The sequence below is a fragment of the Chryseobacterium sp. W4I1 genome, from assembly GCF_030816115.1.
Lineage (GTDB): Bacteria > Bacteroidota > Bacteroidia > Flavobacteriales > Weeksellaceae > Chryseobacterium.
The window spans coordinates 4,323,838-4,340,726 of record NZ_JAUSXQ010000001.1 but is presented as its reverse complement, the minus strand read 5'-3'; the positions used below and the strand labels follow the sequence as shown (position 1 = coordinate 4,340,726).

12 protein-coding genes and 1 riboswitch are annotated in these 16,889 nt (G+C 37.2%); of the genes, 6 read left to right on the top strand and 6 right to left on the bottom strand.

Annotation, left to right across the window (positions count from 1 at the left end):
• Both QF044_RS20175 and QF044_RS20170 read right to left on the bottom strand, forming a co-directional pair.
• Positions 1–4,362: a CusA/CzcA family heavy metal efflux RND transporter gene (locus QF044_RS20175; protein ID WP_307271257.1), complete on the bottom strand. Its 4,362-nt coding sequence runs from the start codon at positions 4,360–4,362 to the stop codon at positions 1–3.
• A 135-nt stretch (positions 4,363–4,497) separates the two neighbouring features.
• Positions 4,498–4,821: a DUF6660 family protein gene (locus tag QF044_RS20170; RefSeq protein WP_307271255.1), complete on the bottom strand. Its 324-nt coding sequence runs from the start codon at positions 4,819–4,821 to the stop codon at positions 4,498–4,500.
• A gap of 454 nt (positions 4,822–5,275) precedes the next feature.
• Between QF044_RS20170 and QF044_RS20165 the strand changes: the two genes are divergently transcribed.
• The 5 genes from QF044_RS20165 to QF044_RS20145 all read left to right on the top strand — a co-directional run bounded on the left by QF044_RS20165 (position 5,276) and on the right by QF044_RS20145 (position 8,751).
• On the top strand, positions 5,276–6,514 hold the full coding sequence (locus QF044_RS20165; RefSeq protein WP_307271252.1) for an RHS repeat domain-containing protein: 1,239 nt from the start codon (positions 5,276–5,278) through the stop codon (positions 6,512–6,514).
• A complete protein-coding gene (locus QF044_RS20160) occupies positions 6,477–6,800 on the top strand; it encodes a hypothetical protein (protein WP_307271249.1) in 324 nt (107 codons plus the stop codon). Before QF044_RS20165 ends, QF044_RS20160 begins: the two co-directional genes overlap by 38 nt.
• A 136-nt stretch (positions 6,801–6,936) precedes the next feature.
• Entirely contained in the window at positions 6,937–7,461 is a 525-nt protein-coding gene (locus QF044_RS20155; RefSeq protein WP_307271247.1) for a hypothetical protein, read from the top strand.
• A 195-nt stretch (positions 7,462–7,656) separates the two neighbouring features.
• A complete protein-coding gene (locus QF044_RS20150; protein WP_307271244.1) occupies positions 7,657–8,130 on the top strand; it encodes a hypothetical protein in 474 nt (157 codons plus the stop codon).
• Between the two features lie 6 nt (positions 8,131–8,136).
• Positions 8,137–8,751 carry a hypothetical protein gene (locus QF044_RS20145; RefSeq protein WP_307271242.1) on the top strand — a complete coding sequence of 205 codons (615 nt, stop codon included), beginning with the start codon at positions 8,137–8,139 and terminating at the stop codon, positions 8,749–8,751.
• Between the two features lie 63 nt (positions 8,752–8,814).
• Here QF044_RS20145 and QF044_RS20140 read toward each other — a convergent pair whose 3' ends face one another.
• Both QF044_RS20140 and QF044_RS20135 read right to left on the bottom strand, forming a co-directional pair.
• Complete coding sequence (locus QF044_RS20140) at positions 8,815–10,308, bottom strand: RagB/SusD family nutrient uptake outer membrane protein (RefSeq protein ID WP_307271238.1); 1,494 nt, start codon at positions 10,306–10,308, stop codon at positions 8,815–8,817.
• An 18-nt stretch (positions 10,309–10,326) separates the two neighbouring features.
• Positions 10,327–13,260, bottom strand: a complete 2,934-nt coding sequence (locus QF044_RS20135; RefSeq protein WP_307271236.1) for a TonB-dependent receptor — start codon at positions 13,258–13,260, stop codon at positions 10,327–10,329.
• 83 nt (positions 13,261–13,343) lie between these two features.
• Positions 13,344–13,440, bottom strand: a riboswitch (SAM riboswitch).
• 243 nt (positions 13,441–13,683) lie between these two features.
• On the opposite strand from QF044_RS20135, the gene QF044_RS20130 reads away from it, so the two are divergent.
• Positions 13,684–14,091 (top strand): type II 3-dehydroquinate dehydratase, encoded by a 408-nt coding sequence (locus QF044_RS20130; RefSeq protein WP_307271233.1) that lies wholly within the window; start codon positions 13,684–13,686, stop codon positions 14,089–14,091.
• A gap of 139 nt (positions 14,092–14,230) precedes the next feature.
• Here QF044_RS20130 and pckA read toward each other — a convergent pair whose 3' ends face one another.
• Positions 14,231–15,847 carry a phosphoenolpyruvate carboxykinase (ATP) gene (pckA, locus tag QF044_RS20125; protein ID WP_307271230.1) on the bottom strand — a complete coding sequence of 539 codons (1,617 nt, stop codon included), beginning with the start codon at positions 15,845–15,847 and terminating at the stop codon, positions 14,231–14,233.
• Positions 15,848–15,974: 127 nt separating this feature from the next.
• Positions 15,975–16,880: a GYDIA family GHMP kinase gene (locus tag QF044_RS20120; protein ID WP_307271225.1), complete on the bottom strand. Its 906-nt coding sequence runs from the start codon at positions 16,878–16,880 to the stop codon at positions 15,975–15,977.
• Positions 16,881–16,889 lie beyond the last annotated feature (9 nt).

The following is a 16,889-nucleotide window of genomic DNA, read 5'->3' as shown; positions in this document are numbered from 1 at the left end:
TTATTTATTGATGATTGAATTAATGGTAACTACAGATTGATTGACCTGCTGAATGGATTCTAAATACTTCAACTGAATATTGGTGGCGGTCTGCAGGGCAAAAAGATATTCTACATACGAGATTTCTCCTGTTTTATAGCCTAACTGGGCTGCTTTTACAATTTTTTCCGCGTTCGGGATGGCCTGACTTACATAATATTCATACTGCTGTAGATCCTGCTCATACTGTGCAAAAGCATTTTCGAGTTGTGCCGAAAGCTGATTCTGCTTCATCTTTGCATTGGTTTCAGCGGCCAGTTTTTCATACTCCAGAGACTGCATTCTTGCTTTTGTCGCTCCAAACGTCAACGGAATAGCAACACCCACAGAGAAAGAGTTGAAACGGTCTCCTGCATTATAAAATTTCTCCTGTCCGTTTTTGGTATGAAAACCTATGAGCGACTGGCTCGTCAGACCAAGACTGAATTCGGGAAGTCCCTGTGATTTTTCTACATTTTTATTCTTTTCAGCGATTTCCATTTCGTTATAGAAAGCTTTAACCATAGGATTATTAGCGACAGATGAACTGTCAAGGATATTTTCTGTTCTCAAAGGCCCGTAATCACTTTTGAGCGGCACTTCAAAATCTTCGGAAGTATTCAATAATGTCTTTAAATTTTTATAAGCATTGTTTAAATACACCTCATTCTGGTTCAGCAGCAGACCGATCTCTCCTTTCTGCGTTTCTGCTGTATTAATTTCAATCTTCTTGATATCTCCCGCTTTAAATCTTACTGTTGCAATCCTGATAAAATCCTGATAAAGGCTGTCAAGATCTTTCAGTTTAAATTTATTGTACTGAAGATATTCGATCTGATAATAATAGGTTCTCACTTGCCTGGTCAGTTCATTCGCCGAAACTTCTTTATCAATCTGTCTGGTTTTTATATTTTCAGTGATCAATTCTCTCCTTGCTTTGAACAGCGTAGGAAAAGGAATGCTCTGCGAAATGGCAAATGATTGGTCGAATTTCGGACTGTTGTATTGTCCAAGCTGTGCTTCAAAGTTTAATTTGGGAAGTTCTTTTGCCGTTCCTTTCAAAGCTTCTGCTGATTTTATATTCAGATCTTTTGATTTCAAAACCAAATTGTTTTCGGCAGCCATTTCTACTGCCTGATCTACGGAAATCTGTCTGGTCTGCGTATTGAACGTCTGTCCGAACATCAGAAATCCAAGAACAATAACTGTAGTGATGGGCTTAATTCTATTCATCTTTCGTGGAATCTTTGAATTAAAAATAATATAGAGCATCGGCAGAACAAATAAGGTAAGGAATGTAGCGGTTACCAATCCTCCGATGACTACAGTTGCCAATGGTTTCTGTACCTCTGCTCCTGCTCCTGTAGAAATTGCCATCGGTAAGAATCCTAATGAAGCTACCGTTGCGGTCATGAGAACGGGTCTTAATCTGGTTTTCGTTCCTTCATATACTCTCTTCAATACATCCGTCTCGCCGTCTTTTTCAAGTTGATTAAAGGTTCCGATTAAAACAATCCCGTTAAGAACCGCGACTCCAAAAAGAGCGATAAACCCGATTCCGGCACTGATACTGAAAGGCATGTCTCTTAAAAGTAGAGCAAAAACCCCTCCGATGGCACTCATCGGAATCGCTGTAAAGATCAATGCAGCCTGCTTAAACGAGTGAAAGGTGAAATAGAGCAGCATAAAAATCAGAAACAGGGAAACCGGAACTGCGATCATCAGACGCTTACTGGCTTCCTGTAGATTTTCAAACTGTCCGCCATAGGTAAAGTAATATCCGGAAGGTAACTTGATCTCTTGATCCAGTTTCGCCTGAATATCTTTCACCACACTTTGTACATCACGACCTTTTACATTAAACCCGATCACGATTCTTCTTTTTCCTTCTTCACGGCTGATCTGTGCCGGCCCCAGTTTATAGCTGACATTAGCCACTTGGGAAAGTGGAATCTGAGCTCCTGTTCCGGTCGATATCATTAAATTATTCACATCATCGATATTCGTCCTGTGAAGGCTATCGAGACGCACGACAAGATCAAAACGTCTTTCGTTTTCAAAAACCTGACCTGCTGCTTTTCCGGCAAAGGCTGTACTTACGGCATTGTTTACGTCTTCTATATTTAAACCATAATTGGCCATTCTCGTTCTGTCATATTCTACATTGATTTGAGGAAGTCCGCTTATCCTTTCAATCTGAGGAGGAGTGGCACCATCCACGGTCTGGATGATCTTTCCTACTTTATCTGCATAAATAGACAGTGAATCCAGGTTTTCACCGAAGATTTTAACGGCAACATCCTGTCTGATCCCCGTCATCAGCTCATTGAAACGCATCTGAATAGGCTGGTTCTTTTCAAAGAACACCCCAGGAATGGTTTCTAATTTTTCACTGATCTCATCGGCCAATTCTGTGTATGATTTTTTGGATTTCCATTCTTTTTGTGGTTTTAAAACGACGATCAGGTCGGTGGCTTCCGGAGGCATAGGATCGGTAGGAACCTCAGCAGAACCAGTTTTTCCTACAACCATTTTCACCTCATCAAACTGTTTGATAATTCTTGAAGCCTGCATGGAGGTTTCGATACTCTGACTTAACGAACTTCCTTGTGGCAGGATACAGTGGAATGCATAATCACCTTCCTGTAACTGCGGAATAAATTCGCCACCCATATTTTTGAAAATAAAAGCACTGATGACGAAAATAAAAATCGTGGCCGACACAATGATATATTTTACTTTAATTGCTTTGTGCAACATCGGCTGATAGATCTTCTGCAGGAAGTTCATCATCTTATCTGAAAAAGTTTCTTTATGCGAAATCTTTTTGGACAGGAACAAGGCGCTCATCATCGGAATATAGGTCAGTGAAAGGATTAATGCTCCTAAAATGGCAAATCCCACTGTTTTAGCCATTGGCGTAAACATTTTCCCTTCTACTCCGGCCAGTGTAAGGATCGGAATATAAACGATAAGGATAATAATTTCACCAAAAGCTGCACTGCTCCTGATTTTTGAGGCAGAAAGGAAAACTTCCTCGTCCATTTCAATTTGGGTAAGATTCCGCACGGATTTCCTTACGCCTAAATGATGTAAAGTGGCTTCAACAATGATCACGGCACCATCTACGATTAATCCGAAATCTATCGCTCCCAGGCTCATTAAATTGGCACTGACACCAAAAACATTCATCATTCCCAAAGCAAAAAGAAGGGATAATGGAATGGCTGAAGCTACGATAAGTCCGGCTCTCAGGTTTCCAAGGAAAACCACCAGAACGAAAATAACGATCAGCGCACCTTCAATAAGGTTTTTTTCTACGGTATTGATTGCTCTTCCAACGAGGTCTGTTCTGTCTAAGAAGGGCTCTATCACCACATCATCGGGAAGGGACTTCTGAATGGTTGGAATTTTAGCTTTAATCAGACTCACAACATCGTTACTGTTGGCTCCTTTCAGCATCATGACGACACCGCCTACGGCATCTACTTTTCCGTTGTAGGTCAGTGCTCCGTAACGCACAGCGCTTCCGAGACGTACATCTGCAACGTCTTTTATAAAAATGGGAACGCTTCCTGTCTCGTTTTTAACGGAAATATTTTTAATATCTTCCAATGAGGTGACAAAGCCAATTCCACGGATGAAATAGGCATTCGGTTTTTTGTCTATATAAGCTCCACCCGTGTTCTGGTTGTTTTTTTCTAAGGCTGTAAAGATGTCGGAAATGCTTACGCCCATTGCTTTAAGGCGGTCTGGATTTACTCCTACTTCATACTGTTTCAATTCCCCTCCGAAACTGTTGATTTCTGCTACACCCGGCGTTCCGTTCAGCTGTCTGCGGACAATCCAGTCCTGCATGGTGCGGAGTTCTTTAGCGGAATATTTCTTTTCACTTCCTTTTTTCGGGTGGAGAATATATTGGTACACTTCCCCAAGACCTGTACTTACAGGGGCAAGTTCGGGAGTTCCCACTCCTTTGGGGATTTCTTCCACGGCCAGCTTCAACTGTTCATTAATCAGCTGTCTGGCGAAATAAACGTCTACATTTTCTTTGAATACCACAGTGATCACGGAAAGTCCGAATCTTGAAATACTTCTGGTTTCCTGGATATCCGGAACATTGGCAATACTCTGCTCTATGGGAAAGGTAACCAGCTGCTCTACTTCCTGACCTGCGAGTGTAGGACATGCTGTGATGATCTGCACCTGATTGTTGGTAATATCAGGAACCGCATCTATAGGAAGTTTTGTAGCACTCCATACGCCCCAGATGATGAGAAGCAGGGTCATGATACCAACCACAACCTTGTTTTTGATACTGAATTTTATGATTTTATCTAACACGATCTGTATTTAATTTTTTATTGGTAATAACTGCATACGGCAGTAATGCCGTTGCAAAAATATCACGAAGACCTCTGCAATGGTATTGCAAAGCTCAAGAGATAGAAAGCCTAACTTTCTAATAATCAACAAAAATTAAATCTTAGGAGGTTGCCAGATATGGTCATACATCTGGTAAGCGAAATTATTTTTCTGAAAAAGAATTTTTTTTGAGAAATAAGCCTGAACCTGGCTCTGAACTTCAAACAAAGGATCCATTTTGAAAGAAGACACCGTTATCTGACAGCAGCTGCAAGTACATAATGGTGAACAAATATCACCTTTGTCCCTTGAATGAGATTCCTGAATATTGAAGGACAATTTAGTCTCTGCCTTTCCTGAACTACTGTGTACATCTTCGCAGGGCATCAGAGACAGTGCCATGAAATAGAATGCAAGTATCCATCTTAACAGGTTCATATGGGCAAAGGTAAAGTTTTTTTCTAAAATGGGAAGCTTATATAAGTATTAATATATTCCTGACATTATATTTAAAAATTATTTTAAGGACTGGAATAAAAATGAGAAAGTTGTTTGTGCAGGAATAATTTAATTCAATACCTAAGCTATTCATCTTTAATAATTTTAGCACAATAAAGAGTTTGTTTCTTATTACCCTCTATTTTCCAACTTTCTTACTCATTCGATGTCATTAAAAATGAATTGAATAGCAGAACTACCGGAGGAGACTTTAATATTGTAGAATCATTCGATTATGATGATAATAACACATTGATAAATTGGACAAATCCTGTAACTGGAATTAAGCCACAAGTAGCAGAAACGTTTATGATGTAAAAGGAAGAATCACCCATAACGATCAGGTAGAACCATCAAGTTTGAAAATTCTGCGAAGATTTACCAGCCAACTGGAATGACCCTCATTGCCTATAATGAAAACAATGACCCGGTATTCATTGATGGAGAAAAAGGAGATGTTGCTTTCCAATATGGGTTAACAAGCATGAGACAGCGAGTAACTTACGAAGGTAACTTTAGTGTTGATGGATATGGAAAATTCACCAAATTCTACAGTGAAGACGGAAGTTATGAAATTGTAAAAGACAATACAACCGGAAAGGAAAAGCATATTTTATACATCGGAGGAACAGCTTATGAAAGTAATATAGTATATTTAAAGAACTTTACAGAGGACAGTGGTTCTTATAAATTTCTGCACAAGGATTATTTAGGAAGTATTCTGGCCATTAGCGATGAAGCTGGAAACAAACTTGAGCAGAGACATTTTGATGCGTGGGGGAATTTTACCCATCTCCAAATAGGAAACGGTGCTATTATCACTGATAAAAATGTTATTGCCAAAAGTTTGTTACTAATAGAACGAGGATATACCAGCCATGAGCATTTTATGGAAGTTGGCATTATCCACATGAACGGAAGATTGTATGATCCGTTACTAAGAAGATTCTTAAATGCAGATGAAAATATTCAGGATCCTTACAATACCCAGAATTACAATAAGTATGGGTATGTGATGAATAATCCGTTGATGTTCAATGATACAAGTGGAGAATTCTGGCAGTTTTTAGCGATTCCTATTGTTAAAGCGTTACTTTTTGCTGTTGTCAGTTATGCTGCTACAGTTTTGATTACCGGTGCAAAGTTTAATATTCTGAACTTATATTCTTCCATCGTAATGGGACTGATAAGTGCGGGGATAACAACTGTTATAGGAGATGTCTTTTCTACTGCTACAGCAAGTATAGGTAATGAGGCTTTAAGAAGTCTCGTCCACGCAGGAGTACAGGGAACACTGAGCTTTATGCAGGGAGGTAATTTCTTTACTGCGGCAGCGAGTGCATTTTTATCAAGTGCGGTATCTTTTGGGTATGGGCAGGCTGTTGGAGCTGCAGCGTACAACGGTGCAAGCCAGGTAGCATTGGGGATGCTTTCCGGGGGTGTAGGTCATGCTCTTGCAGGAGGCAACTTTTGGGAAGGTGTGAAGATTGGAGGTATTGTTGCGTTGTTTAATCATACGATGCATAAAGTTTCTACCTCTATTGAATATAAAGAAAAACTTACACAGTTTTTAAAAGATAATGGTGTTAATCCAAATGATAAAGCAAATCAAACAAACCTTAGATACATATAAAATTATATTTAAAGAATATTGGGAAAATAGTGCACAATGGATAGAATTTGCGAATGCGAAAACAATAAAAGAATGGGAAGATAGCACTAATAAGGTTAGCTTAAATAAAGATGATACATTCAGTACAGCAAAAGGGCCCGCTGTTGGTATAACAAATGACAGATCTGGAAAAGTACTGCTTTCAACAAAATTATTTAAAAAAACCAATTGGTATTTAGCAGACCGCTTTATACACGAACAAGTACATTCAATTGATATTATTTCTGGTTTCTCTAAAAATCTTTAGGGATATCCAATAGAAAATGATATAACTGAGTTCAGAGCCTATGATAAAGTTAGAAAATGGACAGGTACTTTAGATCTACTAGGGGTAAGACATCTTTTAAATATTACAACTTTTTTCACAAATAATTTTAAATAATATGAGAATCAATATATCTAGCATTTTTTTTATCCTTTTGATAGCTAGTTCATGTCATTCACAAAATAAAATAGATAAGAATGAAATAGAAATAGTATTTCCAGAATCAGTGGATATGAATATGGTAAGAGTTGGGCAAGAAGCAGTAATAATTAATAAGTCAGATCACACCTATATTATTGATCCCTATTCTTTTACTGTAAATGTAAAAGTAATTGAAAATAACAATGAAATACAACCTTATCGGCAAAAATTATATGGTTCCTACTTAAGAGATGTGGATGATTGTAAAGAAGAAATATTAATAATAAAACCTAAAGGAAAAATTACAGTTAAAGTATTTTTCTTCCCTCTTAATTATTATAATTTTTCTGCAGATAAAAAGTATGTATTAAAATCTATGGTTTCATTTAACAGAAATTCATTAATTGGCTGTACAGAATATATTGACCAATTAGTAAGAAAAGGATATAAAATTCCTGATATACAGTTGAATATTACCTCTAAATTAATTTTAGATAACTAATTGGAATAGAAAAATAAAGCCGTAATGTTTAAATATTACGGCTTTTTAAAAAATCAAATCTAATAATTTTTTATACCTCAGTTTCGATTAGATAAAATGTTTTAAAACTCTTAGATTTTGTCAGACAAAACTTAATAGAAACATCTTATAAGAAGCTTATGCCAGTTTTTCAATGTTTAATGAAATAATTATCTTATGAAAAATTATATATACTTAATAATTTTATTTATTGTTTTCCAAGCTTGTACAGTTCAGAACAAAGCAAACACAGAGTTTATATATCATACCTCAGATTATGACTTGGGAACTATCTATGATGAACGTATTTATAACAGTTCAACCGGAATATATGAATACAAGAAATACTCTAAAAATAATTTAGAGAAAAATATAAAATTATATATAAGATTTACACAAGAAGATTTAAAAACCATTTATGAATTATATCCTTCTTCAAAGTCAGGAATGAGTGATTGTTATTTTAAGAATTATGTAATTGTACGTAAATCAACGTTAACATTCAATTCAGAGAAAGATAATTTCAATGAGATAGAATGCAATAATAATGGTAATTCTATTTTTACTAAAATTGAAAATAAGATTGAAAGTCATATTACTTCCTCTGAAACCTATAAAACGAATTTTTACTGGGAGTTTTATAAAAAATAAAAAATCATGATAAAACTTAGATGGAAAGATTACACAACATTAGAGTTGAGGTATCTGCTATTAGCCATTATTAGCTTCTTTTTAGGTTGTAAAAACCCAAAACATAGCAGCATAAATAGACAGCAATCAAATACATCTGTTGAAAAAAAATTCATTCCAAAGTATGGAAAAGTATACTTTGATTATGATGCGATAGATCATTATCATATCAATATGGATGAAAATTCCATAATGGCTTTAGATACTATTCCGAATCGCTCAAAAAAAGATCAGTTAAAACTCGACATACTTATTAACAAAACTCCCAAGGATATAAATGATACGCAATTTATAAAAAGTCTGGATAAACTTGGTTTCAAACAAACAGTAATAAGATCTCACAACTTTAAAAAGATCAATGAGATATTTATTGAGAAGACTGTAAGTGAGAATATTGAATATGCCTGTATTCCTATTTATCGGGATATTTTGATTTTCAAAAGACAAAAAAAAGTTATTGGAATAGCAAAAATATGCTTTGAATGTAATCAAAAGCATATAGTCGGAACGAATGCAAATACAGAAAATTTTGGGCAGGACGGTGACTATCCGAAACTCCTTCAAATTCTTAATACCAATTAGTTTAATATAAAAGCCGTAATATTCAAACATTACGGCTTTTAAAAAAAATCAAATCTAAATAAACTATAAATTCGGATTATTCTCAATCTCCTTCTGCGGAATACTAAACAGATAATACTTACTGTTTGGTGCAAAAGCAGACTGGTCAGGGAAATTAAAGACCGAGTGTCCTCTTCCGTTCACTGTTTTTACTGTTCCGTCCGGAGTGGTAATCTGTACTTTTATCGGCTGGCCATTAGCATCTACAAATGGTTTTCTTACCACTGTCCCCTGCGTTCTTATGATATCTGAAAGAGAGAAACCTTCTCCAAAAAGTTCTTTTCTTCTTTCAATCAGGATTTCTTTGATAACATCATCCTGAGCTAGAGATCCGGTGTAAGGATTGGCATTTCTCGCTGTTTTCAATTGATTTAAAGCTATAACCGCATTGGTAACATTTCCGTTTCTGGCTTCTGCCTCAGCTTCGATCAGGTACATTTCTGCGGCTCTCATTAACACAATATCTGCGATAAGTCCGGTTTTAAATTTAAACTTGGAATATCTTAACAGTCCTTCCCTACCTGGGAGTCCATCCCACTGAAATAGCTGGGATCTGATATCATTGGCATCAAATAAACTTTTGAAAAAAGGATCCGCCATAAAGCTGTAGTAATAACTTCCTGAAGAAGATACATCAAGAAAATGGAAAGCATAGCTTGCCCCCGACTGCTCCTGAGTCTGTCCGTGTCCCCAGATCCATTCTCCATTATTGATATCATTGAAACCTTCTTTGTATTTTTCAGAGGTCATTAAAGCGTAACCTGTTCTGGCTGCTTTTGCCGCTGCTGCTGCTTTGCTCCATTCACCGGTATTCAGATAAGCTCTTGCTAGAAGTCCGTTGACTACTGCTTTGTTGATCTTATCCTTATTATTTCTGGTATAATTGGTCAGTAGATTATCCGCTTCTGTCAGATCGCTTTTAATCAAAGTATAAATTTCTTCCAGGCTTGCTCTTTTCTTTGGCACAGAACTGATTGTTGATGGTTCCGTATAAATTGGGGCTGTAAGCGCCGTTTTGTCTTTCAGATAACTAAACTGGTAAAAGCTTGCCAGGTTTAGATAGCAGAATGCACGCAATGCTTTAGCCTGTCCCTTTACCTGATCCTTCTTCGCCTGGCTTCCTTCTGTCTGGTCAATACGGGTGATTACATTATTCATATTATTGATCGTAGAATATAGGGCTGACCATATAAACTGCGGTCGGGAAACTGTATTATTGATCATCTCTGTGAAAGCGTAGGTAGAAGCGTAGCCGTATTTATTCGTCAGAACAGCAACATCACTTCCCATCGCATCACTCGCTCTAAGCACTGTTGAATAACCGAGATTCGCATAGGTAGGTCCATCATCATTCAATTTTGCCCAGGCACCATTGATGACTGTTTCAGCACTTTCCGCTGTTTTGAAAACCTCTTCCCCACTAGCCTGATCTGTAGGAGCCGTTTCCAGCTCGTTTTCACAGCTTGTCAGCGACCATAGGGCAATCAAAGCAAAAGATATATATTTTAATTTTTTCATTATTCCAATTTTAAAAGTTTAAAGAGTTGCCTGAAGACCGAAAGTTATCGTTCTCATCGCAGGATATCTGTAATAAGTGGTCCCATCCAGAGCCTGTTCCGGATCCATTCCTTTATGCTTATAGAAGGTCAGAAGGTTTTCGGCCTGAACATAAATCCTGAACTTTTTTAGACCCAGTTTCTCAAAATAATCCGAAGGAAGTGTATACCCCAGACTCACATTTTTAAGTCTTGCATAGGTTCCTGAATATAAAAACCTTGAAGAAGAAGAATTCCAGTTATTTGTTGTTGTGCTTAACGCAGGAACATCTGTGTTCGGGTTTTCCGGAGTCCATCTGTTTAGCATTTCTGCACTCCAGGCACGTCCGCCAGCGCTTCCGTTAGACATTAACGAGGTGTAATCAGTATCAAGAATCTTTCCGCCAATGCTGAATGTCAGCAATCCTGAAAGATCAAAGTTTTTATAAGATACACTTGTGGTAACTCCACCCGTTACTTTAGGTAATGCGGATCCCTGCAGGGTCCGTGTCGCTTTTGCATATTCAGAAGTGGTCCCGTCTACCGTATTTCCGTTGGCATCCTGGTAAATGTATCTCCAGAGAGGTTTTCCGTTGGAAGGATCTACTCCTTTCCATTCCTGAAGATAAAAATCATAGATAGAACCTCCTACTTCTAGGCGCTTAGTGCCGGATATGACAGCTCCCTTTGGCAGCTTTGTAATCTTATTATGTAAAGTACTCAGGTTGACATCCACATTCCACTGGAAATTATCATTTCTGATGGGTGTTGTGAATAATGAGAATTCAAAACCTGTATTCTGTATGGTCCCGACATTAAAAGGAAAATCACTGATTCCAAGAGATGGTGCAACCGGCATATTAAAAAGAAGATCCTGGCTCTTTCTTTTAAAATATTCTACATTCCCTTTAATCCTGTTATTAAGAATAGCAAACTCTAAACCTACATTTAAATTAAGATTGGTTTCCCATTTCACATCATTGGTCTGTATTTTTTCAAGAACCGTTCCCGGCTCGCCAAGGTTATTATAAAATTTATACAGTTCCTGGTAAGCGTAATAAAGCGAAGATCCGTTAGGTCTACGTAATTTATCATTCCCTTGACCTCCGTAACTCGCACGAAGCGTCAGTTGATTAAAGAAATTCAGATCCTTGATAAAACTTTCATTTGAAACTTTCCATGAACCTCCTACTGACCAAAATTTTCCCCATCTGTTATCTGTATAAAATCTTGAAGAACCATCTGCTCTTCCGGATACGGATAAGAAATAAGTATTGTTAAAATCATATTCTGCTCTTCCCAGGAAACTCAACAAAGAGAATTTATCACTATTTCCACTGAAGCTCCCTAACAGGGCAGCCGCATCAGGTTCGTAATAGTAAGGCAGCGAAAACTGGCTTCTGGAACCGGAAATCGTTTGATAATCATATTTATAAAACTCCTGACCTCCTAAAATATTGATATGGTGTTTTCCGAATTTTTTGTCATACGTCAGAATATTACTGGTGGTATAAGAAAGTGTCCTGGTATTTGATCTCGTAACAGATCCTCCAGTCTCACTTCCCTCTCCGATAAGCGGATTGGAGTAATAATGTCCATTGTAATTCACTAAATCAATTGAAAAGCTGGTTTTAAATTTCAGTTCCGGAAGGAAAGTAAACTCCAAAAATCCTTTTCCTGAGAAGTTATCCTCTTTGTTTTCATTTTTGTCTAAAGGAAGCGTTGCTGCAGCATTCTGATTCTGCAGTGCACTTGTAGGTCTGTATTTTCCGAAATCGTAAATTCTGTTTCCCTGTGCATCCAGTCGGTAGCTTCCATCTTCATTTCTCTCATAATAAGGATAAAAAGACGGAATTACCCTTGCTGCATTGATGATATTGTCTGTTCTTGAATCCGATGATGGCGGTGCATTCTGGATACTGTTGGTATAGCTTAAATTCACTCCTGCATTCAACCATTTTTTAACTTCAGTATTAACCTTCAATCTGGTTGCGAATTTTTGAAAACCAGACTCAATGGCAATTCCTTTATCATCCAAATACCCTAATGAAAAAAAATAATTACTTTTTTCGCTGCCCCCGCTGATATCAAAATCAACCTGACTTCTGGATGCTGTTCTTTGAAGAATATCTCGCCAGTCGTCATTCCATAAAGGTTTTGCTCCAGGAAGAAGTTTTCCGTCTGCTCCCACAGGATTTGGAAATCCGGCTCCGTAAGGATTGATCCCAAGTGCATTGACAAGATTATCACTTGCCATCTGTCCTGCCTGTTGTGAAGAGATCTGAGGAGACTTGTAACCATTTCTCAATGCTTCCCAATACAGCTGGAAATACTGATCCGTACTCACCTGCTTATAATCTTTGACCGCTCTGCTGGAAAATCCCTGACTGAGATTAAAATTCACTCTGGATTCTCCTTTCTTGCCGGATTTTGTGGTAATGATGATAATTCCGTTAGCTCCTCTTGAGCCGTATAATGAACTTGCTGTAGCATCTTTCAGAACACTGATGGATTCAATATCATTGGGGCTGATGGAATTGATGTTTCCATCAAAAGGAATTCCATCCACAACATATAAAGGATCACTGGAAGCACTTATAGAGCCCACTCCTCGAATCCTGATAGATGCCGTAGAACCCGGCTGTCCTGAAGCACTTACTGCCTGAACACCCGGAACCTGCCCTTCCAGAGCCTTTGTAATATTGGTAACAGGCCGGTTATTGATCTTATCACTTGAGATAGTGGCTACTGAACCTGTGTAGCTTGTTCTTTTGGCTTTACCATAAGCAATTACTACCACCTCATCAATTTCTTTTTCGGTGATTGTATCTTTTTTTGGCTTAATTTCCTGTGCCTGTACACTGATAATACCTAAGAAAAATACAGCGACTGGTGGAATCCAGATCTTAGAATTAAATAAACTTTTACTAATCATAATCAATTTTATTTATCATATATTAAAAATTAACCCCTTGCAGAAAAGTCAACAAAGGGCATCGATAAATACGATTAACCAAATGCTTATTTTTCCTTTAAGGCTGAATGTAACACCTTGCGCAGAGGCAGGTTGTTAAGATTTCACAGGGTCAGTTCCCTCCATCTTTCTTTATAAGCCGATCGAAATATGTTTGCAAATCTAAAAACAATTAGTCTACAAAACAAGTAGACTTTAAAATTTATTATTAATTTTTATCAAAATTTAAGTTAATTTTTAATTAAAGAATGTTATAACAGCTATTTATAGAATTATGAAAATATTAAACATGACAAATATCATTATCAATAACACAATAACATTCAAGTACAATTAAATTCAAAAAAAGTTCTATAATCAAACTAAACTTTTTAAATTTATACAATGAAAGTTTTAATTGTAAACGGCCCCAACCTGAATCTTTTAGGCAAAAGAGAACCTGAGATCTATGGTAGTATAACCATGGAAACCTGTTTGGAAGAACTGAAATCTGAATTCACTTCTCATGATCTGGAATATTATCAATCCAATATTGAAGGAGAAATTATTAACAGGCTTCAGGCAGATGATTTTGACGCAGTCGTAATTAATCCCGGTGCTTATACGCATTATTCGTATGCTATTGCAGACTGTTTAAAGAATATCAGTAAACCAAAGATTGAAGTTCACATCAGTAATATTTACAAAAGGGAAGAATTCCGTCAGAAATCTGTGACCGCTGCCAGTACAGATGCGGTGTTGTCCGGGTTTGGAATGGACGGATACAGATTAGCAATTTTAAGTTTGAAATAATAACAGAATTTCAGTGCTTTAACAAACGTGACATCCATTACTAGAATAGTACAAAACAGGCACTACAGAAAATATTGCATCGAACAAAAACCAAGTTAAGAAATAAAAAAGCCTCATCGTTGATGAGGCTTTTGTTGTATTAAGTAGTCTGCTGCTGAAGCTGAGGTCCTGAAGCAATTAACTTCTTCCCTTCTTCAGTATTACAGTACTGCTCAAAGTTTTTGATATATCTTGCAGCAAGATCTTTTGCTTTTTCTTCCCATTCTGTAGCATTGCTGTACGTTTCCCTAGGATCAAGGATACCTTCAGAAACATTTGGAAGCTGTGTAGGAATTTCAAGGTTCATGATTGGAACCTGAGTTTTAGGAGCATTTTCGATAGAACCGTCGATGATTGCATCGATGATTGCTCTTGTATCTTTCAGAGAAATTCTCTTTCCAGTTCCGTTCCATCCTGTATTTACCAAATAAGCTTTAGCTCCGTGCTCCTTCATTTTTCCGATCAATGTTTTAGAATACATTGTTGGGTGAAGAGTGAGGAAAGCTTCTCCAAATGCAGGAGAAAAAGACGGTTCCGGTTCAGTAATTCCTCTTTCGGTACCTGCCAGTTTGGAAGTATATCCACAAAGGAAGTGGTACTGAGCCTGGTTTTCATCCAAAATAGAAACCGGAGGCAATACCCCGAATGCATCAGCAGAAAGGTAAACGATCTTTTTAGCATGTCCTGCCTTTGATGGAAGAACAATCTTGTTGATATGGTAAATTGGGTAAGATACTCTTGTATTTTCTGTAATAGATCCGTCTTTATAGTCAGCTACACCATTGTGTACCACTACGTTTTCAAGAAGCGCATCTCTTTTGATTGCTCTGAAAATATCCGGTTCTTTTTCAGCTGAAAGATCAATTACTTTCGCATAGCATCCACCTTCGTAGTTGAATACACCATTGTTGTCCCAACCGTGCTCGTCATCACCAATCAGGAATCTTTTCGGATCTGCAGATAAAGTTGTTTTTCCAGTTCCGGAAAGACCGAAGAAAAGAGCAACATCTCCTTCTTCTCCTACGTTTGCAGAACAGTGCATAGAAGCCATTCCTTTCAGTGGAAGGTAATAGTTCATCATGGCAAACATCCCTTTTTTCATTTCACCTCCGTACCATGTACCTCCAATGATCTGTAGTTTTTCAGTAAGGTTGAACATGATGAAGTTTTCAGAATTCAATCCTTGAGATTCCCAGTTCGGGTTGGTAGTTTTAGAACCATTAATTACTGTAAAATCCGGTTCTCCAAAGTTTTCAAGCTCATAATGAGAAGGACGGATAAACATATTCGTAACGAAATGCGCCTGCCATGCTACTTCAACAATGAATCTTACTTTTAGTCTTGTATCTGTATTGGTCCCACAAAAGGCATCCACTACATAAATTTTCTTAGCCTCAGAAAGCTGGTTCAGCACTAATCCTTTACAAGAATCAAAATTTTCCGCTGTGGTAGGAAGGTTTACTTTACCATCCCAGAAAATCGTGTCTCTTGTAACATCATCCTGAACTATATATCTGTCTTTAGGTGAACGACCTGTGAAAATTCCTGTCTGCACTGATACTGCACCGGATTCTGTAAGTTCAGCTTTCTCAAAGCCTTGATTTTCAGGAGAAATTTCAGCCTGATATAATTCCTCGTAAGAAGGATTATAGACTAATTCATAACTTCCTTTAATCCCTAATTTTTCTAAATCCTGGATGATTTTAGCGTGTTTCATTTTACTTATATTTTCTATTTCTTTATTGGGCTCAACAAAATTAATATTAATTATTTGTTAAAGGTGGTTTAAATATAATGATATAAGTCAGAATGACAAATAAAAAAAAGGGATTGTAAATTACTGATTACAAATTAATTATATCAGACCATTGAAAAACGGCATTAAAACCTTTTCCCCAAAAATAGTCCTCATAGCCGTGAAATTTAGCACTCATCACAAAATCTCCACCCCATGCCCCCAGACTTTTTACAAAAACGGGACAGTCTGCGAAAAACTTCTCTTTAACTGTAGGAATTTCAAGGAATTTTGAAATTTTTTGTTCATGAATCATCATCAGTTCCGAAAAACTTTCCAATTCGTTGCATAACAAAACTTTCTTTGTGATATCCGAAAATTCATCAACAAGTATTTGGGACTTCTCTTTTGACTTGTAAAAAGTGATTCCTTCTCTACTGTCCTGCTTCTGATTTAAATGAATAAAAATCAGCTCATTTTTGAACGGTGGATTGAAATTTACCTTTTCATAAATAATCTCAGGTTTACTTCTGAAAAGGACCGCTGATTTTTCTTTTGCAACAGCAATATCATAACCGCTTCCGCCCAGACTGATGCTGTTCAGATAGAAAGGATCAATCTCTGCCCATTCTGCAAGGTTGTTCATTAAAGTGGAGCTGCTGCCAAGTCCGTAATCTGCGGGAAACTGGAGATTGGTTTTAAGATGATAAGTACAATCGTTTTTGAACTTGGTTTTAGAAAGCTGCTGAACATTCTTTAAGGTTTTAAGAATAAACTCAGCGCCTGAAGGAAGATTGGTCTCAAGAATCTGCCAGTTTTTATAATTGATGACAGCCTTCAGCCATACTTTTTTCTGATGATGGGCTTCCCAAAAAATCAATGATTTTTCATCATCTTTTTCATCAAAAAAAAACTCTTGTCCAAGCTTGGTAGGTACCGCCAGGACAAGAGCTCCGTCTATTGCGAAATATTCTGAAGTAAGCATAAGCTTTCCCGGTGAAAATATTCCGCTCATATTTTTTTT